The organism is Halalkaliarchaeum sp. AArc-GB, assembly GCF_031432225.1.
In the GTDB taxonomy this organism is placed as follows: Archaea; Halobacteriota; Halobacteria; order Halobacteriales; family Haloferacaceae; genus Halalkaliarchaeum.
The window spans coordinates 101,376-121,460 of record NZ_JAVKGM010000010.1 but is presented as its reverse complement, the minus strand read 5'-3'; the positions used below and the strand labels follow the sequence as shown (position 1 = coordinate 121,460).

Genomic DNA, 20,085 nt, shown 5'->3' with positions numbered 1-20,085 from the left:
CGGACTGCTCTCTCCAGCGAGCAGATTATCTACTGCTTGATTTGAGTGCGCACAGACTAAGACACGTTCCCCCGACTCGACTGCGGACTGGATGACCGCTGTTAGTGTTCGGGTCTTTCCTGTTCCAGGTGGCCCATGAATACAGTACGCATCCTCCGCTCGAAGAGCATTAATCGCTGCCCGACACTGGTAGGAATTCAATTCGAGCGAAGTATTCAGTGAAACCGATAGGGGTGCACCGAACGAGAGAGAGGAATCACCTGCTAGAAGCTGCTTGCCCGAACTGGAGTCGGCCATCTCTCGGAAAGCCGAACGCTCGCGCTGGAAAGCAATATTTCGGTCTAGAATCGCAACAGAAACCCGGTCTGCCCGTCGGAGATCATCCTTCGCTTGAGAAGTCCGAGTTGTCGCCTCCCAGTCAAGCTCTATGTTGAAATCACTCAACCCGACACGCGTAACGATGCCCGGTACGATCGGCGAATTCGAATCATCGCCTGACGCAACCCCGACAATGTTCCCCTCGTGGATTCCGTAAGTCGATTGGACTGGATTACGGTGCGTTCCAGACCCCGGTGCTAAAACAGAAATTCGATCCTCAGCTAATCGGGAGTATCCCGCAGAAGCGATTCCATCTCCGCCTTGTTCCCGCTGCAGTCTATCGATAGACATTCCTCGATTGGAGTCCCAGACAGACCGTCGTTCCGCCTCCAACTCATTCGCCATCGCCTGCTCCGTTGCGTCGATAAAGTCGTCATATTCATCATCCGATAGTGGATCAACAGCCGAGAGTTCCCGTGGTGGTTGTGGCGGACGATCATCGAAATACTCAGAAGGCAAGTATGAGGGTAGCTCAGATGGTGAATAACTAGAGTGCCAGAACCGCATTCGATACGCTAGATACGTCGATTCAGCCTCTCTGACCTCTCGGAAATCATCCCCACCCGTGTTAGCATTCAGAAAGTGTAGCTCATGTGGGTCAGAATCACCACTAAGTAGGGTCTCGTCAGTTTCTCGGCGATAAATAAGATATTCTCCAGTCAGCTCTGCCGAATCATCCTCGTGGAGAGGAATAAATACCTGACCACCTTGCTGAACCAGTGTCTTTTGGACGCGAAAGGCATTGATGATCTCTCCGACTGGAATAGGTTTCTCGAGGTTCCAAGAGTCATCGGACTCGATCACAGACGTAGAGACAGACAGCTGAGAGAGCTGATGGCCGCCTTCAAGAAATGACTCGGTAACTGAATCCAAGTAGGCCTCCATAGTCGAGGAAGATACGCTACCGTAGTATAAAACACGGGCAACGCACTGTTAGGCTAATCTCCCTGATGAGTGGTGCATTATCTCGATCTCTGAGCTAAATTTCTCTACTTCTGACTACCATCTCTATGGGTCTATCTGAAAGCAGTCCGGGCAATAGTCCCAGTCCGCCTGTTCGTGGTGAGATCGGTTGTTACACTTTCGTGGATTTCCGTTTAGGTGGTCCAATCCCCAATCCGGGCTTGGAGCTTTTCCGAACAAAATTGCCGCCTCCGTCTCTCCCTGCCCGGTATGGTTCGTGAGAAGGTGAACAGGGCAGTGCTGGCATTCCCAGAGCGCGACGTCGACGCGATCATCGTACCTTCTTTCGATGACTTCCTTTCTCCTCCAGTCGTGAATGCCGTGTGGTCCGCGACACGGTGCGACATCGGTACGGTTTGCTAATGCTCCCTCAAACGACCGTTCACGACCGAACGTGTCACCGTTCTTCCAGTCGTCAAAATCGTCCGCAACATCGGGATACGGAATAACGGCGTCACGAAGAACTTCGATGTCGACCTCTGGTGCGAGCACCCCCTCGTAGTCGTACACGAACCTGGTTAGTTCGTGATCGTACCGCCGGCGTGATCCGCACCACCAGCAGTATTCGTATTCGTACCCGTCCGGATGTGCATATTCTGGGACTTGGCTCCAATTGTGGCTCCCGTATTCTTCGACGAAATGGCAGCCTCGAGATTTCTCCTTCCAGTCGAGATTCGCTTCAACACGAGTGTCGAACTCCCACGGGTCGTACTCACGGATGCTGAAAGCATGACCGTCGTCGGCTCGGAACGCGTCATCGACGACCTGGTAGTCCAGCTGCTCATCACCAAAGTCCTCAGACTCCAACCACGCGACTGAGTACCCCGCTGAAAGGTAATCGTGGGTGGTCCCTTCGATGTCCTTGCTGTGGTGCTTGTGTTGAACCTCGATGATGAGGCCGCCTCCGAAGAAGGGGTTTTCTTCATTGAACTCAACGAGGGCGTCGGCCCGTCGGGTCTCGGGAGTTGTCGGCGTCCCTGTCGCGTCGATTGTGATTTCAGCCCCGACGCGTGCTGCATTCGGATATTGGTCAGCAAGCGTAGCGACCGCCAGTGCCGTACAGCGAGCGTGGGTATCTGATTCCCCCTGGCTCGCCTTTGAACAGGACTCAGCTGCGTCGTCGGCAGCGTGAAAGAAGTGGCGGGCACGGTGGTCGCCGTCGCGAGGATAAAGGATACCTCGGCACTCAGGACACTCGACGGGCTGCTGGTCATCGACCTGTGTGGGGGTGACAATCTTCCCGTCGTCGAGTGCTCTGAACGGCACGGTCAACTGAAACAAAATACGTGGTCTGCTTTAACGTTCCGCTGTTCCGGATTGCTGACGACAGGCCGACAATCCAACGGTGGTATTTTCGTAGCTGCGTATCACTTCCAAATATGACCCATCTACGGATTCTCGTCTGTGGCGATAATCACGGGGATACAGAATCACTCGAGAAACTCGTTGAGGCCACCGAAGGTGAGGAATTCGACTTCATCATCCATACAGGCGACATCACGAACGCCTACAAGACTGATCTCGAGACGGGGGTCGACCAACTCCGTGCTGTGGAACCGTATTTCGAGACATTAGCGGAACGCGGAACTCTCGTCTACATCTATGGAAACAGAGATAAGGAACGGGCATTCGGCGGATCACCGACACACGTCTCAGAAGAATACGAACTGAGTGTCGGTCATCGTCTTCAGGCTGGCGGTGAACTAACAGTCGATGGACAGCGGTTTACAGCGGATCCAGCCGATGCTGGCCCCGAAGATATCCTTCTCACCCACGGCATCTCTCAGGAGGCATTCTTCCAATCGACGGCTAGCGCCTACTTTTGTGGCGATACTCATCGAGCACGGCAGTTCAAAACTGCACTCAATACGGGATATCTACACAACGACAAGGGGTTCAACGGCGCCTACTTCACCGCCATCCTCGACGATGATGAATTGGAGGTAACCGTTCACGGACTCGCTGAACAGTGGAAGGGGTTTGTCTGCCCGGATCACCAGTGGTACGGCCGACAGTTTACTCCTGAAAAGTTCGGCTGCGGCCTCTGTAAATTTGGTCCCGGTCGTCAGTTCAGATCTATCGCCTACATCGCATTCGAGAGAGTGACACCCGAAGAAGAAAATACTGAGACTGCAAGTGTCGATGACCTCGTCGGTGCGGCTCGTGACGCGGTCGTCGACGATGAGATATTTGCCAAGCAGTTCCGCTCATACCTCGAGAAGCTCGCCAGCACCGACCGACCGAACCCCACAGACCCACTTAAGCCCGCCGAGCAACCTGGGGTCCTCAAACGTCAATAATCGATCGAGGGGGCAACCTGAGAACTAGGCTTGCTCATCGATTGGATCGTGATCTGCGGGTGAAGGCGGTTCCTCTCCCTTTAATGCTGGTTCTAGATTGAATCGATATGGTCCGAGAAGGTTCGCGACGGCGTCTTTAGCATCGATATCAGCTGGAACCCGTTTTCCCACACTCCAGTTTTCGTTGTTGTATCCGGGAGACCGCTCTTCGAGGTTTCCAAGAAGGACATCTAAGCCCTCATATGAAGCTACCCAGGTGAGGATATTGAGGATCTCCCAAGCCTTCCGCTGATCCTCAACGGTGAGTAGCGGCCCTTCTGCAGGTAGTGGTAAAGCACTTCCAGCTGCTTCGATGGCGAAGGAATTTCGACCACTCTCGCGCAGATATAATCGCGAATTCCCACTCTCATAGCCGTTCTCCGTATCTTCCCAATCAGGGTGTGGCGATACCATATGAGGAAATGTGAAGCTGGGTTGATAAGGACTGCTGCCCAGAAGTATTACCCTCCAAAGACACCCACCAAGCAGAGGGGAATTACCAGTAGACACCGATCACGTTCGCCTCTAAGTGAGCTGTAAAGTCGCGATCAGAGTCGTCCGATCGTGACTGCGATACTTGTTGATGGAAGTCCGACCGTAAAGAGCCTGCATCCTCTGAAAATTCGTCCTCAGAACAGATCTCAGTGAATGAACTGTACACCTGCTTCAGGAGTTCTACTTCCTGTTCAAATGCAATTGATGACTCCGGTGAAAATGCCTCTGCTGCGTGTCCTACGATATCATCCATCTGGTCATCCTCTATCGAGCTCTCGGCCCTTTCTGCAAGAAATTCCGTGAATTCCCGAATCTTCTGTTTGTCAACTCCCGTGTTTTCATCCGTCGCCTCAACGTGCGCTTCAAATCGGTCCATCGCTGCTTGTAGTTCCGATTCCAGATCTTCGTTAAACGTCTCCGCAAGGTCCGACGAAATGCTCTCTAGGACCCGTATCAGCTTCATCGGATACCAATCCGGCCTAATAGATTCCACACGACAAAATATCCGAAACTGCCTACTCGATGCCAGCGTCTGAATAGGTTCAGTCCAGAGCTCGGTTTCGTCAAGTAGCGCTACTACATTGAACGCGTCTCCTTGGGAATCTTCAGAGATGTTCCCGCTCCCGTCTATGGAGAGTCCGTTTACCTCAATCTCTATCGGTATCTTGTTCCCCAGGCTTTCCTCAATGAGCCGCAGATCTCCTTCCGATATGTCCGCTTCATCCGGAGCTGCCGTGTCGATGTACTCTATCGCCCGATATACTCTGTACAAAGGATGAAGCCGGATAGTCCCCCGAAATTCCAGAACATTACCCCGGTCTAGTTTGGATAATTGGAGTTCTTCTTGAAGTTCGTATCCTCCATCAGCGTTTAATGATATTTCAGGAGAGATGTCTTCGTGCTCGTAAAGACGCGTGAACTTCGACTGAATTAGGTCGAATGAATAGACATTCTCTGTCTCATTACCCTGCTGGGAAGTCCGGTTTGTTCCGGCACCGACATTGACTGGTCCCGCACCAGCACCAACGTTCGCAGAATGCTTTTTTGTATTGATGTTGCTCTCACGATTCGTTTGTTCAGCTGCCACTCGACCAGAGTCCGTCGACGCAAGAAGACTCCGCACACTCCGTTGATCAATATAGACGAATTCGCGGAGCTGCGGGAACTGTTTCCCCTCATCGTCAGATGGTTCACCGGATGCCCGCCCGAAACGCCAGTACCGCCAGTAGTTTCGGACCCTGGAAAATATCATCCTTGGGCCTCCTGCCGTCGTGCTGCACTGATTCGTAAATGTTCCATTCGAACTGACTTCTCCCCGTCTTGAAGTGCGAGGTATTTCGCCTGCTCAACGACTGCAGCCAAATCTGCCCCGGTAAAATCTCCCGTCTGCTCAGCGACGACTGTGAGGTCGACGTCTTCTGCGATAGGAGTATCTCCGATACTAATCTGCAGAATAGCTTCCCGTGCTTCTAGTTCAGGCTTAGAGAACTCAAGCTGAGTGTCAAACCGACCAGGTCGAAGAATTGCCTGGTCGATCTCATCGATGAGATTCGTTGCTCCAATCACAATTATATCTCCGCGCTCGTCAAATCCGTCGAGTTCTGAGAGGAGCTGAGCGACGATCCGGCGCTCTGTCTCATCCGCTTGACCGCGCGATGGAGCCATACTATCGAGTTCGTCAAAGAAGACGATACTTGGATTTCCCGAGGCCTCAGCTGCCCGCTCTGCTTCTTGGAAGACATCTCGAATCTGACGCTCGGTTTCACCGTAGTACTTGCTGACGAGTTCTGGACCGTCTACGATGAAGAGATCACCGTCAACGTGATTTGTGACAGCCTTGGCGGTTCGAGTCTTTCCCGTCCCTGCTGGTCCATGGAAAAGCAGTCCTTGGGAAAGTGTCACACCCAGCGTCTCACGCAATTCTTCATTCTCGGCATCGAGAGGCTGAATGATCTGTTCTCGGATGGCCCGTTTGACGTGGTCTAAGCCTCCGATATCCTCAAGCGTGACAGAAATATCGTCGTCGTAACGCCACTCATAGTCATCGCTCGTTTCTGACTCAGGAAGAAGATCGTCAATATCTGGCGGACTGTCTGAAAGGCGATCGTGGTATGTCCATCCCGCAGTAACCGCTATCGTTTCACCGGCACTCACATGACTAGGAACGCGGGTTACTGTAGAGAGTCCGTTATTTGTGCGAACGATAGCAGTTCCATTGAAGACGTCCTCAACCACAGCGGCGATATTACCCGAGGAAAAACCGGTACGGGAGTAGATATCAACTGCCCGGTCCTCATGAGAAGGTCGTTCCTCTATTTTTACGACGTCTCCTAATTCAACCGAATCATAATCCGTTTCGTGCGGGACAATATTTTCAACCAATTCCTCAGTCCCATTACGCCGCATTACGAGAAGCTCAGTTTCGGAGAGACACTGCGTTACACACCCTACATAGAAGTCCGGCATTTATGGCTTAGTTACTCATTATTCGGCACTCTGCTAAATCTTGCTGTCGTAGCTTTAGATGGAATCAATCTCAGAGAGCGCCTCTGTTGCAACGTCACCGAGTTCTCCGGCCTCGATGTGTGAATACCGCTCCCGAACCATCTCCTCCGAGTTATCGAGATACCGGGCTGCGACCGTGTATCCGAACGCGCGGACAAGCACCTCACCCATCCCTCGGCGACCACCGTGCGGGGCAAGATAATCGTGTTTCGGATGGGCAATGTCGATTTCGGCGGCCTCCGAAAGCCGTTGGAGAATCGACCGTGCGCCGTCCGTCGTGATCGATGGCGGCCGAATATCCTCATCGAGCGCCAGCAGTAGGTCGCGAGCGTACTCCTCACGGCGTTCAGTAATTGCTTCTGGGCGTTCCCCTCGTTCGGCCAGCTCTTTCTGGACAAGCTCCGCGAGCGTTCGCTGGTCGAACGTAGGAAACACCGGCCAGCGCTCCGTCGGTGGGTCCATCAGCTGGCGGTAGCTCCGCAGCGGCGAGATGACCGGGTCGGGGAGGCTGGCGGCGTCCCACTGCTGTTTCTTCCGGTAGACGTCCATACTCCCGTCCTCAAGCGAGAGGTCCTCCCAGCGGACGCCACGCCGGCGCGGGTCGTTTGGGTCCCGGAGGAGTTCACCGACGCGTACGGCGGTGTACGCGAGTACGAACACCAGAGCTCGGTCACGAGCGGCCTTCAGCGCCGCGTAGCGTGCTCGCTGCTTGTCGAGGGGGCCAGTATCCTCCGGGAGTGTCGTGTACGCCTCGATGGCATCGCGGGCCCGTTCGTCGACGTGGCAGGTGAGGGCGTGGCGCTGTTCGGACATCCAGGCCTGCTGGTCACCGGGCTTTCGGCCGTCGTCCTCCGGTAGCGGCGCCATCGCACTCGCCCGCTGCGCGTAGTGTGCTTCGAGATATCCTTCGTTGACACACCACCCGCACCACGCAGAGATATAGCGATAATAGGTTTGTACAGTGTTCTGTTTGAGTCCTCGATCGCCGGCAAGATGTCGGGCATACTCCCGGAACACGCGTTCGTCGAGGTCCTCGAAGGTGGGGTCGCGGTCGACGTCGTCGGAGACGATTCCGGTCCAGTCGTCGCCCCCGCGGTCGCCGGCGGCCCACTCAGCAAATCGTTCGAGTTCGCGGGCGGCGTTGCGTCGATAGTTCCCACCGTCCCCACCACGGCCTTTCCCCTTGTCCTGGAGGTAACGCTCGAAGCTATCGTCGAGCGGCGTCGAAAGCACTCGATCAGGCATTTACCGGCCCTCCACCGTCCTGCAGGCCCGGTCTCGGGTCCTCTACCCCGGGGGAAGCGCCGTCGTGAGGTGGTTGCAGCATTCGTGCTTACCCGACGGCGTCGGGGTACTTCAAAGTGGTCGTGATTACGGGCATAATCAGGACCAGTAGTTTGGAAAGTCTCATAGCCAGTATTTCCACGTTAGGAGGTCTCTATCCCCGTATCTACGGACTTAGATCCTGTTATAAATCGTATGGTGCTATACTAAAATGGGAACCTGATTCCAATGAAGTAGTTGATTATCGCTTGGATTGCCATGGTCTCGAACGCCGGTAGACGTGGCATTACCCCCCCAAAACTAATATACGGAAAATTATATGATGTAGTCAGTCGCTACAGCTCCCCATGTAACTCGTCGGCCCTCGGGTTCCAATCCGAATAGCCGTTTATGAGGGAGTCATAGAACGATTCGCAAGGTAGTTTTTATTGTAGAACGGACTGAATATGCTGATAAGTAGACTTGCGAATGTACCGAAAGTGTATACTCGTAGAGACCATTCGGAGAGTATGAAGCCGTCATTTAGACGTGACACAATTATTTTCATTAGTGTATTTGTGACAGGCCTCGTAGCTGTCGGCGCTCTTGGGGCATTTATACTCGGACAAACGCCCTCTGTGTTTCTTCGTGACAAATTTACTGACCCTGTCTGGCTATTCAGCTGTGTGTTTCTGGTGGCCATCTGGGTTTGGATGTATCCAAGATTACAAACGAACCGCGATAAACAAACAAGCTAATTCTCTGCTGGCTTGTCATCTACTTGGTCTGTGGTTAACACCGTTGGTGTATGAACTGCTCTATGACTCCCTCTAATAGCAAGAATCATGTAGTTGTTCGATGAGCGGTGAATTCACCATCAGTCGGTCAAGCAAATGTTTACTGAATTTAATTTCCGTTCAGACAGACTACGGGTCTCTTGCGGAGAGGAGGGCCGAAGAGTCCAGCGGGGCTATACTTTCGTAGTTACCCGGTGAAACGGGCGGACAACCCGACGTGGGAACCAGACAAGGAATTGGACAATGGGAGTCACCCGCCCCCACCGGGGCGGTTCCACACGATATTGATTCCCTATTTGCTCGATACGCCCCTCGCTTTCCAGAAATTCCAGGGCACGTTCGACGCGTGATTCTGTAAGGTTGAGGTCGGTCGCAAGCTCTTCGGTTCTTTGAGCCACAGAGGCTTCTTTCAGAGCCTGATACACCACGTTCAACGTCTGCATGCGGAGCATCGTTTCACCCATCTCGTCCTCAAGGTCAGACACATACTCGTGCGTCGTCTGAGACGCGCCATATCGGATCGTTGTCGCGCCATCGAAGACGAACCAGAGACCGGCAAGGGCCACCACTCCACCGACCCACGGAGCGAGATCAACGACGGTCAGATAGAGGCCTGCAATGACAAGGGAACCTCCGTAGAAGAGCCAGTTCGCCCCCTCAGGGAGGTCGTACGCCTCGTCAAGAGCGTCGTGTGCCATCACTGCCGTGAACATGAACACTATCGGGGCAACTGTCCGGAGCGTCATCTCCGTGAATCGTACGAGCACGACAAGTACGGCAGTAGTGCCAACGACAGTTCGGAGAATCTTGCTCTCGTAAAGTGATGCAATGCGGGTGGTCATATCTACGTTTGGATACGGGCTCGTACAACATAACATCATACATCAAGCAGATGTTCGGGGAGCGAAGAAATCACCGCCAAACGGTGAGACAACCGCTTGCCGAGTTAGAGTTCTGATGCAGAGGTTAATTGGGCGCTCTCCCGGAATTGCTCGTACTGTGTCTCTGTCCACTGAACCGCAGCATCCGTGTCATTAATAAGCACGCCAGCAGGGCCACCGGAATCATACACCGTAATTCCTGCGTACGTCTCAGTTGGCGTTTCCATCAGCCAGAGTGCATACGGAAGATCACTGTCCGTCTCGTAAAGAGAGAGACCTTCGGCATCGCTCAATGATACATCGCCCGTGTTTGGGATATCAGGTAGTGTTGTGACGACATCCGTTTCGGCGATGATTTCGACTGTGAGGTCACTCTCTGCGAGTTGATTCGATATTAGATTCGGGTAGAAGTTCAGGACTACTGGAGCAAGCCCTCGCATATGTGTCGCCCGCTCAAAAATATCTATCGTTGGTGTGAGTGCCTGCTCAGGGGCGTGTTCCTTGGACATCGTGACCGTCGCTTGTTCAAGAAGGCTAGTATCGAGACCAGTGTCCGGTGGGAGATGATTAATAAAGTCAGTGGTTTCGGAGACTGCGTGGGTCGTCTCTCGATATCGCCTGTGCTCGCGCATCGCAAGATGCCCGGCTGTCGTTGGCCTGTATTCCCCATTCTCGGACGTAACACACCCAATTTCAACCAAGTCATTAATCGCACGATCAACAGTAGATCGAGAGGTTTCTAATCCGTCAACTAATTTGGGCTTGGAAGCCGGGGAATCAGCGAGATACCGGAGCGTACTATATCGATGATCGAGGACACTTCGGAACTGTTCGTCACTTTCCGTCATATGATACCATATGGGCGGGAAGAAAATGAATGGTGTTGAATTGACCGCTCCCCTGTTCGTACATGAGTTTGAACAGATAGCCGTAATAGACCTACTTTCTACAGTTAGCAGTCGATTATACTATTGAGGGCGGTTGGAACAGATCTCAGTACTTCACAAAGCCGCTTAGTTAGAACGTCTGCTTGCTGAAGGTGTGTCTACGACCCAGCAAGCAGACAGTGAACTCCACGAAGACCAACTCCTTAACTTCCTCGTCAACCAGCTTGACGAGGAAGTTACTCTGAACCTCGCCAACAACGCTGAAATCGATACAGAGGACATCCACGAGGTCCTCGTCGGCGCAACCGCCGACGGGACCTCGATCTCGACGCTCTGTGCGTCGAGTCAGAACGGCCCCGCTGCCAACACGATCCTCTACCATCTCCGGACGAAGTTCGAGCCGGAACGGCTCGAACGAGTCGCTAACACGCTCCTTCGACGAAATATCGTTGAACTGCTCCCCGAGCAGGTGGAGGTCTGCGCAGACCTCCACCTGCGGCCCTACTACGGTAATGAAGACGACACGGAGAACCTCTATCACTCGGAAGCCAAGCGTGGAACCACCGCGTTCCACGCCTACGCCACACTCTACGCGCGTGTGAAGAACAAACGCTACACGCTGGCGGTGCGCCGTCTCGAAGACGGCGACACCGCCAGCAGCGTCCTCGCTGAGTTCTTCGGTGTCCTTGACGGCCTTGACACCGAGGTCAAGGCCGTCTATCTTGATCGCGGATTCTACGACAGCAAGTGCCTCACGCTGCTTCAAGCGCATAACTACGCGTACGTAATCCCGATCATCCGATGGGGGAAGACGATTCAGCAAGAGCTCTCGGAAGGGTGGAGTCGTGTCATTCAGCATGATCTGACAGGGAAACTCGACGGTCACAGCTGGACCGTCGAGTTTCCCGTCTACATCGATTGTACGTACCTGAACGGGAAGTATGACGACCACGGTGTGGCGCGTCACGGCTACGCCGCTGACGCGCCGTTCATCGAGACACCACGCGACGCTCGATACCACTACGCGAAACGGTTCGGTATCGAGTCGAGCTATCGCTTGTCCGAGCAAGCGATAGCGACGACAACGACACGAGATGCGACGGTGAGACTGCTGTTCGTTGTGGTAAGTTTGTTGTTACAGAACGCGTGGCGGTATCTTCACTACGAATATGTGGCGACGCCCCGCCGTGGCGGGCGTCGCCTCTGGTGGTGGCCGTACAAGGAATTCGTCAATATGGTCCGACGGGCTGCGTGGACGGCCCTCGCGGTGCGTCGGGCCGTCCCCGCAAATCGACCACCAGACGACCGGTTCCACCGGTAGTCACTGACCGAGTACGCCTTCTCGTGAGTGGCAACGCTGTCGCGTCGGCGGCTGAGCGCCGCCGACAGCGACAGCTCTGGCTTCGAACAGCGTCGATCAATCGCTACTGACGATTCATTTCGACAGAACAGGTGACTCAAGTCAGGTTAGCTGACGATGCTTTGTGAGGTACTGGATCTGGCTCGATAGGTGAAACAACCGGTAGGTGGATTTGCGAACACACCGTTACAGATCATGTTTTGAGGGGTCACAAAGTGCGATACGCGCCTCCTCGGCAGAGACGGTGAATATCACGACTTCCAACCCGTGTTCAGTGGCGATGTTGCGTATGCTTTCCGGGGCGTTTTCTGGAGCAGCATCCACGGCACCACCGTCCCATGATAATGCGTCGAGAATTCGTATCCAACGTGTTTGGTTCTCGTGTTTCAATCCTTCCTCGCGTGGGATTTTACCGGACACCCACTCACCGGACAGCCCCGACACAGCCGTGTCGCCGCTATCGAACTCGAATCCAGAATAGCCCGCCTCTTCAAGTTTCCGTCTCACACGCTCCCAGTCTGTCATTACCCGTCTAATCGAACAATACGAATTTAAGGCTTTGTTGAAATCATTAGCGGTTGATAGTTCTACACCCCAATCCCTCAGTACTGGTCAAGCACGTACCGTTTAATATGGAATATTTTTATCAACAGGCATTCATTTTCTATTTGGTTACCGCAGTGGGGTATCCCCTATGATTCCCGATCATCAAGGAGGTCGTTGACGAGTAGAGGAACAAATATTCCGACTACAAAGAGAACTACAGTGTTAACCCATGATGGGTACTCAGTGAAACCTACGAGGGCCAAGAATATGACGAGGGCTGACGCTCCAAATACGTAGAATACCTTATTCTCACGGGCAACCATGCTCAGAGGGATGCTTCTGAGGCATATAGTTCCACCCATTGAGTGAACCTTCTTCAGTCAATATGCAGATCTCATCAATCAGCTGTTTCAGTTAAAAATATATCTGAAGAATGGGATTTCAACAAACCCACTCTGGTCAAAACCCACTATCGAAATATTTGAAGATGCAGGTGGTTAGAGTCGGGGAACCCAAATGTTTCGAGTTGTCTTTCCCATCGCATGTGCACCAGTCGGTATTCTTTTAAGTCCGGTTTGAATACTAGTCGCTCGATACTGTGTCTGGAACCGGGACGGAGGACTTCGGAGAAGACAGAATTGAGATAGATTTCTCCGAAACCATCCACATTGACGGCCCTATCGAGGTATGCTTTCGCGGCCCTCTCCCGTACCGATCCGAACCGCAAATCGATGATATCGCTCCACTCTTGAAATTCTCTGGGGAAATTCCGGATGAACGCGCGGAGTGGCATCACAACTACACGCCCATCGAATCGTGGATACTCGGTCACATCTACCGCGAGGTCAACGGGTGGTCAATCAAACGGACTGCGGAGCAACTCGCCAAAGAGCGAGATCTCCCGCAGATGCTCGGCTTCTTTGACGAAGGGCCGGTCAAGGGCGATCCGGGAGACCCACCGAGCTACACGCAGCTGCGCGACGTGTGGGAAGAGACGTTCACCGACCGACATCGAGGCGCGGTCACCGTCATCGCCGAGCGCCTCGTCGATTACTGCCGCGAGAACGGCTTCCCCGCGCCGAAGGATGTGTTCCTGCCCGAGGAAAATATAGAGACTGAAGAACCAACTGAAGATCACCCGACCGTTCGTGATCTGACCATCGAGAAAACCGCCGACGTGTGGGATCACGCACGCCCGATGGTACTCCGGCACTGGCATCTGAAGCGTCACCACAACTGGCAGATTCCGGAAGCGAACTTCTTCGATGGCCACGCCTATCTCGCCACGAGCAGCGACGACGTGTTCCCCGAATCCGGTCTCGGGAACATGATGGCGAAGTCCGGCCACGAGCGCGTGCAGTACGCTTCGACCCACCGGCGGGAACTCAAGAAGTTCACCATCGAGGAGGTACGCGAGCTGCACCAGGAGGTGACCCGCGACCTCATCAAGGAGGCTCGCCGCGAGGGCGAACTGGTCGGGAAGATGAAGGTCGCTATCGACCAGACGAAGGGGCACCCGTGGACGGGCGAGGTCGAACGGAACGCCGACGGGAGCAACGCCGAAGACTGGATTCTCGGCTATAAGAACGACAACGACACGCGCACACAACACTACTTCCAGTGGGCGACCGTCCAGGTCGTCGGCCTCGACGTGCCGCTGATCCTCGATGCGATCCCGGTGAAGCGCGGCATGACCAAGGGGGAGATCGTGGACGAACTGATGGCGACGGCGAACGACCTGCTCCACGACCCGGAGATCGTGATGATGGACGCCGGGTTCGACTCGGAAGCAGCGAAGAACTCGGCGGAGAAACACTCCACGTACTACCTCAACAAGAAGAGCCGCGACACGGACGACAAGAAGCGGATGCGCGAGATGTGGGACAACCGCGAGACCGTCCGAATCGTCGAAGAGGAAGACCGCCCCGGAATGCCGACGCGGAAAACGATCTACGTCCCGCACGTGCTCGCCGACGAAGAGGACGAAGACGAGGATGACGGCCCGTCCGAGCTTCGCCAGGAACTCCTCTCCGACTTCCAAGAGGCCGGTGGTGACGAACTTCCCGACCAGTCCCCGTTCGACTCTCTCGTGGACGACATCCGCGAGCAGGAAGAGGAAGAAGGGCTCAGCGAGGACGACATCGACGGTGCTGAGCAGTATGTCGTCTTCGAGACGAACCACCCGCTGGCGAACAAGCGCGGTGGACGGAACCGGGACACGATTCCGGAGGAAGAGCAGATACACGCCGCTGCGCGGATGGTTCGTAATTACGGCAACCGGTGGGGGATCGAGAACGGCTACAAGAAGGTCGGTCACTTCCTGCCGCGTTCGGGCAGTAAAGACCCGGTTCTCCGGTTCTTCGGGTTCATGTTCGCGTGTACGCTGTGCAACTGCTGGCGGCTGGTTGACCTTCTGGTGAAGCTATCCGTCGAAGACGATCCCGACTACACGCCGCTCGTGACGGCTAGCCGGTTCCTGGCGGTCGCGGAGGGCATGTTCGGTCTCGGGTCGAAGCCACCGCCGCACTGACGCCGCGCCTTCCTTCGGTTTGCTAACTCGTGAGCGGCGGCGCTGTCCGGCACTCGTCTGAATCGCCGATTCTTCTTGCTGTTCTGGTAGTTCTCTGTATCTGGTAGAAGCTCGACCGCCTATTTTGCCGTTCGTATCTCGAAACCGAGTGGGAACCAACCGATATCTACCCTACTTTGTTGGAATCAGGGGAACCACTGTCGGTATCCAGTGCAGAGAATAATCGCAGGACAGCAAGCGGATGGACATTTACATTATCTACATTGTGTACAATATATCCGATATCCAAATAATGGGAAAATCGGTCGGATTCAAGATTAGTCGTTTGTGGCCTGCTCACTCAGCATCTCCACAATTTCCTGAACACGGTCCTCATCAGCTTCGATACCACGTTCTCGGAGTATCTGGAGAGCAACCTCGTCACCGAGATCTGCAATCACCCGGAGACACGCATCTTGGAACTCTCTTCCCTCAAACTCGGGGACATCAAACATTGAGCACGCGGCAGTTACCGAAGATCGCATCCGAGTAACGCCATTCCACGTCTCATCCCGGACATAGAAGCCGTGCATATCGGTCTCGTCAAAGGAGAAGGCCGGTCCACCAGTGGATTCGTCCACATCCTCCTCATCCTGATCAGGTACGGACTCAGTCCCCCACTCTGTGTCTTCAGTAGTTATCTCCTCCTCCGCTTGCGGTTCATCCTCGGTATCAGTACGTTCGTCGTCGTCCGATTCTACTCCTTCTTCCGTCTGTTTGAGCTGTTCAGCGACGTCCCCGAAACGATCGTCCTCATTAGGCATGGCTTTGTTCCTCCACGAGATCCGCTAAGTGGTCGAAATTCGGGATCTGGTCACAATCTTCGTCGAACTCCGAGACGGGCATTCCTTGCTTGAAAGCGCGAGAGATCGCGGTTCGTTCGCGAATTCCTGGCTTCGGAATACTCTCGATGGTGCGTCCCGAGTCATCGAGGGCATCGAAGATTTCCGGGTCCACACGAGCGTACTCAGGGACGAACGAACCGAACTCTCGGTTAAGATTTTCAACGAGAGTCCGGTGCTCGTTGCGTTGCCCCATTGTTTCTCGAATCATATTTGGGGTAACTGCGAGAATATCTAACCCGATATTCTGCCGAATTGGAGAAATCTGGCGTTCAATCATCTTGTTGAGGCCGTTAATCGACCCAGCACGTGGGATCAACGGGATTATGACGCGCTGGACGGCGATGAGGGCATTATCGGAGAGTTTCCCACGGCCGCCTGCGGCATCGATTATCACGTAGTCGTATCCGTTTTGGATGAGCGGATCGACGACGTTCCTCCGAAGCTTCACGTCTGCGAACCGTTCGTCCTTCAGCCTCGTCTCAACGTTCTCGAGCTCGTTGCTCGACGGGAGGAGGTGAACACCGAAGTCCGTCTCAATAAGCAGTTCTTCGGGATCTTCACCATCGATGAGGGCGTCACCGAGGTTAGCATTTCGGTCGTACGCATCGTCGTACCCAAGCTGGGTCGTCATGTGCCCGTCCTTATCCAGATCCAGTAGTACCGTCTCATGGCCGCGAGCAGCGAGTCGGTCAGCGATGTTGAGTGCGATCGTGGATTTTCCTACGCCGCCCTTAAGCAACGAGACTGCTGCTCCGGGAAGCCCTTCAAACTCGTCAGCACTCATGGGTCAGCACCCCGCAAAAGGTGGATTTTGCACATTTTGTAGGCAGTTTGCATTGTGTAGATATTGAAGATTGCGCACGTATCGTTGATAATGTGGGTTTTGTCCTGCTCATACGCGGCAAATGAAGCTCACCCACCATAATTCTGCGTCAGACAAATTGGGTGCGCTATCCACACAACCTACATTTTGCGCATTATGTGGATTGTCCACCCAATCTTCATTCGCCCCGATCTTTACCAACTACACGAAATCTACATAATCTGCATTATCTACAATTCGTTCAAATCTATCACAATTATCGCTACCTCCAGCAAGCGCCAATGAGCGCAATACATGCAACCTACATTGTTTACATTATCCAAATTATGCAGAAAGCGTGAGATATCGACATAGTCTAGCCATTCATTATGAGAAACCGGAGTGGTCCAGCTCAGTCGGAATCACTCTAACCGGAAGTCCAGTAAGGCTTTTAACTGTTACCGGATTACTGGTAATCGTCAGATGTACGAGGTTCTCGACGACACGGCGGCGCAGATCATCCTCGCCACCGAGGGCGGCGACTCCATCCGCCGTGTCGCTCAACACCTCCATACACCGTACGAGACGGTGAGACAGGCCGTCAATCGGCTCGAAGACGCGGGCTACGTCACCTATGACGACGGCCTCACTGTCGTCGACGAGCGCGTACGCGACGCAGCGCGTGAGCTCGTCGCTGCCAGCGCCAGCGTCAGCCCACCCACCATCGAGGAGTCCTACGTCATCCCACAATTCGGCGACTGGCCGTTTGCGTTCACGCGGATCGACGCCGTCTACGTGTGGACCCAAGGCGGCTACCAAGTTGGGCGGAATCCGGATGACTATCCGCTGTTCCTGGCCGTCCGTGAGCGGAACGTCGACGCCTGGGAGGCGTTCTTTGAGTCCTTCGACCTTCCCACCGCATTCGAGCGACAGCCCCGAGACGAGCTGGACGGACCGCTGCAGATCGTCCTCGAGCCACGCGCGTCACTCGACATTGAGCACGTCGAAGGGTACCCGGTCATCCCGAGAACCGAGACGATCGAGTATATGCGCGAGAACTATGCCCAGTTCCAGTCGGCGCTGGCGATGCTCGACCGGATGTACGAGGACCTCGACCTCGGCGTCACGTATCAAGAGACCGAACGCGCACAGCCATGAGCTTCAACAACCGAAGTGACGCGCTCATCGAACTGCTCGAGGAACTCACCCAAGAGGGCCACGATTACGTCCTTGTCGGCGGGTACGCGGTCTCAGCGTTCAATGCTCGCTTCTCCACGGACCTCGATATCGTCGTCGCATCGGACTCCAAGACGGACTTCGCCGAGTTCCTCGAATATCGGGACTTCGAGGAAACGGACAGCCACGCCAAGAAATGGTTCTACGACACCGAAGTAATCGAGTACGAGAAGCGGCTCACGCCGCAGCAGCCGATCGGCTTCGATCTTCTGGTAAACGGACTCGGGTGTCGCCAGACGGAGGCACAGTGGTCGTTCGACCACCTGTACGACCACAGCCACCAACAGGAGGTGAGCGGGGGTACAGTGACGACGACGGCCAGAGTCATCGATGGGGCAGTCCTCGTGGCGGCAAAGCTCCACAGCGGCAGGGAAACGGATCTTCGGGACGTCCTAGCAGTGGCAGAAGAGATCGACCTTGATGCTGTCACACCCCACCTACGGCGAGGGGACGACGATGCGCTCCAGGAGCAACTTGAGCGTGGACTGGAAATCTTAGAGAGCGACGAGCTCAAACACGGTTTTCGGAGTGACTTCGGGGCCTCAGCTGTCTCAGAAGAAACGGTCACTGCCCTTCAAGAGTATCTGTCTGCGCAGATTGATCACCTGAGCTGAAGTGGTCGGGATCTCGTTTATCGGAAGCAAATATGCGGCCCTCTACAAGGGTGTTTACAGTCGATCAAAAAAATTGGAGGGGAGTGTCAGTCGACCGTCGTTAACACGCGGACGTCCGTATCTGAATGTCGTTCCCGTTCAGTACGAGCACCGTGCTCGCGGAGGAACTCATCAATACGGTCGGCAAGGGACTCCGCATCCTCCCTATCGACGTGGACGATCAGCGTCGGATACTCCTCGTCACTATTCTCAATCACGAGCGAGACATCCTTGAACTCGTCCGGCTGTCTATACGCCTCGAACTCATCGGCGACCTGGTCGGCCAGGTCGTCGAGTACCTCAATCGGTTCTTTTGTCATAGATTGAATTTCGGCTTTGGAAGGTTGTGCCATCGTGAACGAACGGAGAGGGCGTAACGTGACTTTCAAAATCACCTCCATCAGACAAACTCGAACGGAGCCCCCTCACACCGATGGTTTACCGAGAAGGAAGCTGGCTCAGAGAGAACAGTTAGACCGCCCGCGGATCATTATCGACGATGCTCGCAAACGCGACATTCTCCTGAACTTGTTCGATTTCGACTGTTGGCTCGTCGCCGGGCTGAGCGCCGGGAACGATCACGACGTACCCCCGTTCGACTTTCGCAATACCGTCTCCTTGATCACCGACGGTTTCGATTGTCACGTCGCGCACTTCTCCCTCATCAACAGGAGGACCAGATGAATCATGGCTCGTGCTCCCCTGAGAGGCGGGATGCCGTGGGGCCTGTGGAGATGTTGATTCAGCTTCGGAGGAGGAATCAAGGAGAGCGATGCGGTACGTTTCATCACCGGTCAGCGCCCCGTGCTTGATCTCATTCGGAGGAATCTTGATGACGAATGTGCCATCCTCCTCCTTAATTTTCGCAGTGAAAAGCGAACACAGGGAGTCTGAGATTTCTACCATAACTGGGTTTGATACTGGATACAATTAATTGGTCTCTTTGCAAAGGAGCGAACTGGATCAGCTGTCCTCAGCTGGTTCTTCCCATGGAATGTCTCGCTTGTGGACTACAGCGAGATTCGAGTCGTCATCATCGTCCATTGCACTAAGACCACGCTGGACGAGAGTATGAACCTGACCAGCGGACTCCGGGAACGAAAATTGGTCGTCCTCCGCATCAGCACGGAGTTCCAAATAATGGAGGTACAACCTGAACGTCGTATCTGCTCCAATAGGCCACCAAATCGTCCCTATCTGCTCATCTACCTGATTGTCCCAATGCTCTATGAGTTCACGGATATCGTCTACGAGCTCCTCCCCGGAGGTGCGAAGGCGAAGAGAATAGTCTCGGTCATGCTCCATATCCTCAATTATATCCCGAAGGAAGGGCTCTGCTTCTAAAGCAGTGGGAGAGTTCTGGTCAGCTTCCAGAAGTTGTTCCAACGCTTGAAGTTCCTCAGGCCGGGCAGCTACAGCGTAAGCGACGGTATATTTCTCCTCTGGGAAAATTTCGTGTTGACCTGGCTGCTGTGCCTGCGGGACAGAATCACCGGTGGATGAGCTAAAGAGGGTCTCAAACAGGCCCATACGTTGCGTCCGGAGGGGATCCATAAGTACTTCGTG

At 54.3% G+C, this 20,085-nt stretch carries 20 protein-coding genes; 5 read left to right on the top strand and 15 right to left on the bottom strand.

Features of this window, described 5'->3' with window-relative positions; all coding sequences use genetic code 11:
- A partial coding sequence (locus tag RH858_RS10895; protein WP_310561856.1) for an AAA domain-containing protein occupies positions 1 to 1,263 on the bottom strand: 1,263 nt, incomplete at its 3' end.
- A gap of 123 nt (positions 1,264 to 1,386) precedes the next feature.
- The gene (locus tag RH858_RS10890; protein WP_310561855.1) at positions 1,387 to 2,613 is read right to left on the bottom strand and encodes a hypothetical protein; all 1,227 of its coding nucleotides are present in this window, start codon (positions 2,611 to 2,613) and stop codon (positions 1,387 to 1,389) included.
- Positions 2,614 to 2,720: 107 nt separating this feature from the next.
- Between RH858_RS10890 and RH858_RS10885 the strand changes: the two genes are divergently transcribed.
- Positions 2,721 to 3,641 carry a metallophosphoesterase gene (locus RH858_RS10885; protein WP_310561854.1) on the top strand — a complete coding sequence of 307 codons (921 nt, stop codon included), beginning with the start codon at positions 2,721 to 2,723 and terminating at the stop codon, positions 3,639 to 3,641.
- A gap of 24 nt (positions 3,642 to 3,665) precedes the next feature.
- Here the strand turns inward: RH858_RS10885 and RH858_RS10880 are convergent, their stop codons facing one another.
- The 6 genes from RH858_RS10880 to RH858_RS10855 form a co-directional block, all read right to left on the bottom strand.
- A complete protein-coding gene (locus RH858_RS10880) occupies positions 3,666 to 4,094 on the bottom strand; it encodes a hypothetical protein (RefSeq protein ID WP_310561853.1) in 429 nt (142 codons plus the stop codon).
- 82 nt (positions 4,095 to 4,176) lie between these two features.
- The gene (locus tag RH858_RS10875) at positions 4,177 to 5,262 is read right to left on the bottom strand and encodes a hypothetical protein (RefSeq protein ID WP_310561852.1); all 1,086 of its coding nucleotides are present in this window, start codon (positions 5,260 to 5,262) and stop codon (positions 4,177 to 4,179) included.
- A gap of 161 nt (positions 5,263 to 5,423) precedes the next feature.
- On the bottom strand, positions 5,424 to 6,641 hold the full coding sequence (locus RH858_RS10870) for an AAA family ATPase (protein ID WP_310561851.1): 1,218 nt from the start codon (positions 6,639 to 6,641) through the stop codon (positions 5,424 to 5,426).
- A gap of 54 nt (positions 6,642 to 6,695) precedes the next feature.
- Positions 6,696 to 7,925, bottom strand: a complete 1,230-nt coding sequence (locus RH858_RS10865; RefSeq protein ID WP_310561850.1) for a phage integrase SAM-like domain-containing protein — start codon at positions 7,923 to 7,925, stop codon at positions 6,696 to 6,698.
- 988 nt (positions 7,926 to 8,913) lie between these two features.
- Positions 8,914 to 9,582, bottom strand: a complete 669-nt coding sequence (locus RH858_RS10860) for a hypothetical protein (protein ID WP_250597561.1) — start codon at positions 9,580 to 9,582, stop codon at positions 8,914 to 8,916.
- A gap of 104 nt (positions 9,583 to 9,686) precedes the next feature.
- Complete coding sequence (locus RH858_RS10855) at positions 9,687 to 10,469, bottom strand: hypothetical protein (protein WP_310561849.1); 783 nt, start codon at positions 10,467 to 10,469, stop codon at positions 9,687 to 9,689.
- A gap of 193 nt (positions 10,470 to 10,662) precedes the next feature.
- On the opposite strand from RH858_RS10855, the gene RH858_RS10850 reads away from it, so the two are divergent.
- Entirely contained in the window at positions 10,663 to 11,829 is a 1,167-nt protein-coding gene (locus RH858_RS10850) for an ISH3 family transposase (RefSeq protein ID WP_112080531.1), read from the top strand.
- A 225-nt stretch (positions 11,830 to 12,054) separates the two neighbouring features.
- Here RH858_RS10850 and RH858_RS10845 read toward each other — a convergent pair whose 3' ends face one another.
- Entirely contained in the window at positions 12,055 to 12,393 is a 339-nt protein-coding gene (locus tag RH858_RS10845; RefSeq protein ID WP_250597557.1) for a hypothetical protein, read from the bottom strand.
- 167 nt (positions 12,394 to 12,560) lie between these two features.
- A complete protein-coding gene (locus RH858_RS10840; RefSeq protein ID WP_250597555.1) occupies positions 12,561 to 12,737 on the bottom strand; it encodes a hypothetical protein in 177 nt (58 codons plus the stop codon).
- Positions 12,738 to 13,162: 425 nt separating this feature from the next.
- Between RH858_RS10840 and RH858_RS10835 the strand changes: the two genes are divergently transcribed.
- Positions 13,163 to 14,944 carry a hypothetical protein gene (locus tag RH858_RS10835; RefSeq protein ID WP_250597553.1) on the top strand — a complete coding sequence of 594 codons (1,782 nt, stop codon included), beginning with the start codon at positions 13,163 to 13,165 and terminating at the stop codon, positions 14,942 to 14,944.
- A 317-nt stretch (positions 14,945 to 15,261) separates the two neighbouring features.
- On the opposite strand, the gene RH858_RS10830 is transcribed toward RH858_RS10835, so the two are convergent.
- Complete coding sequence (locus tag RH858_RS10830) at positions 15,262 to 15,747, bottom strand: hypothetical protein (protein WP_310561848.1); 486 nt, start codon at positions 15,745 to 15,747, stop codon at positions 15,262 to 15,264.
- A complete protein-coding gene (locus RH858_RS10825; RefSeq protein ID WP_310561847.1) occupies positions 15,740 to 16,612 on the bottom strand; it encodes a ParA family protein in 873 nt (290 codons plus the stop codon). The genes RH858_RS10830 and RH858_RS10825 overlap by 8 nt, the downstream gene beginning before the upstream one ends.
- Before the next feature lie 501 nt (positions 16,613 to 17,113).
- Between RH858_RS10825 and RH858_RS10820 the strand changes: the two genes are divergently transcribed.
- Both RH858_RS10820 and RH858_RS10815 read left to right on the top strand, forming a co-directional pair.
- Positions 17,114 to 17,788 carry a helix-turn-helix domain-containing protein gene (locus RH858_RS10820; protein ID WP_310561846.1) on the top strand — a complete coding sequence of 225 codons (675 nt, stop codon included), beginning with the start codon at positions 17,114 to 17,116 and terminating at the stop codon, positions 17,786 to 17,788.
- Entirely contained in the window at positions 17,785 to 18,480 is a 696-nt protein-coding gene (locus tag RH858_RS10815) for a hypothetical protein (RefSeq protein ID WP_310561845.1), read from the top strand. The genes RH858_RS10820 and RH858_RS10815 overlap by 4 nt, the downstream gene beginning before the upstream one ends.
- A gap of 86 nt (positions 18,481 to 18,566) precedes the next feature.
- Here the strand turns inward: RH858_RS10815 and RH858_RS10810 are convergent, their stop codons facing one another.
- The 3 genes from RH858_RS10810 to RH858_RS10800 all read right to left on the bottom strand — a co-directional run bounded on the left by RH858_RS10810 (position 18,567) and on the right by RH858_RS10800 (position 20,049).
- Positions 18,567 to 18,839 (bottom strand): hypothetical protein, encoded by a 273-nt coding sequence (locus tag RH858_RS10810; protein ID WP_310561844.1) that lies wholly within the window; start codon positions 18,837 to 18,839, stop codon positions 18,567 to 18,569.
- A gap of 151 nt (positions 18,840 to 18,990) precedes the next feature.
- On the bottom strand, positions 18,991 to 19,425 hold the full coding sequence (locus RH858_RS10805; protein WP_310561843.1) for a TRAM domain-containing protein: 435 nt from the start codon (positions 19,423 to 19,425) through the stop codon (positions 18,991 to 18,993).
- Positions 19,426 to 19,482: 57 nt separating this feature from the next.
- The gene (locus tag RH858_RS10800; protein ID WP_310561842.1) at positions 19,483 to 20,049 is read right to left on the bottom strand and encodes a hypothetical protein; all 567 of its coding nucleotides are present in this window, start codon (positions 20,047 to 20,049) and stop codon (positions 19,483 to 19,485) included.
- Between the last annotated feature and the right edge of the window lie 36 nt (positions 20,050 to 20,085).

What these genes read in the sequence shown, in the direction of transcription:
- RH858_RS10805 (WP_310561843.1), bottom strand. Translation starts at nt 19,425, where the DNA reads ATGGTAGAAATCTCAGACTCCCTGTGTTCGCTTTTCACTGCGAAAATT.
- RH858_RS10830 (WP_310561848.1), bottom strand. Translation starts at nt 15,747, where the DNA reads ATGCCTAATGAGGACGATCGTTTCGGGGACGTCGCTGAACAGCTCAAA.
- RH858_RS10860 (WP_250597561.1), bottom strand. Translation starts at nt 9,582, where the DNA reads ATGACCACCCGCATTGCATCACTTTACGAGAGCAAGATTCTCCGAACT.
- RH858_RS10880 (WP_310561853.1), bottom strand. Translation starts at nt 4,094, where the DNA reads ATGGTATCGCCACACCCTGATTGGGAAGATACGGAGAACGGCTATGAG.
- RH858_RS10825 (WP_310561847.1), bottom strand. Translation starts at nt 16,612, where the DNA reads ATGAGTGCTGACGAGTTTGAAGGGCTTCCCGGAGCAGCAGTCTCGTTG.
- RH858_RS10820 (WP_310561846.1), top strand. Translation starts at nt 17,114, where the DNA reads ATGTACGAGGTTCTCGACGACACGGCGGCGCAGATCATCCTCGCCACC.
- RH858_RS10865 (WP_310561850.1), bottom strand. Translation starts at nt 7,925, where the DNA reads ATGCCTGATCGAGTGCTTTCGACGCCGCTCGACGATAGCTTCGAGCGT.
- RH858_RS10855 (WP_310561849.1), bottom strand. Translation starts at nt 10,469, where the DNA reads ATGACGGAAAGTGACGAACAGTTCCGAAGTGTCCTCGATCATCGATAT.
- RH858_RS10845 (WP_250597557.1), bottom strand. Translation starts at nt 12,393, where the DNA reads ATGACAGACTGGGAGCGTGTGAGACGGAAACTTGAAGAGGCGGGCTAT.
- RH858_RS10870 (WP_310561851.1), bottom strand. Translation starts at nt 6,641, where the DNA reads ATGCCGGACTTCTATGTAGGGTGTGTAACGCAGTGTCTCTCCGAAACT.
- RH858_RS10840 (WP_250597555.1), bottom strand. Translation starts at nt 12,737, where the DNA reads ATGGTTGCCCGTGAGAATAAGGTATTCTACGTATTTGGAGCGTCAGCC.
- RH858_RS10815 (WP_310561845.1), top strand. Translation starts at nt 17,785, where the DNA reads ATGAGCTTCAACAACCGAAGTGACGCGCTCATCGAACTGCTCGAGGAA.
- RH858_RS10810 (WP_310561844.1), bottom strand. Translation starts at nt 18,839, where the DNA reads ATGACAAAAGAACCGATTGAGGTACTCGACGACCTGGCCGACCAGGTC.
- RH858_RS10800 (WP_310561842.1), bottom strand. Translation starts at nt 20,049, where the DNA reads ATGGGCCTGTTTGAGACCCTCTTTAGCTCATCCACCGGTGATTCTGTC.
- RH858_RS10885 (WP_310561854.1), top strand. Translation starts at nt 2,721, where the DNA reads ATGACCCATCTACGGATTCTCGTCTGTGGCGATAATCACGGGGATACA.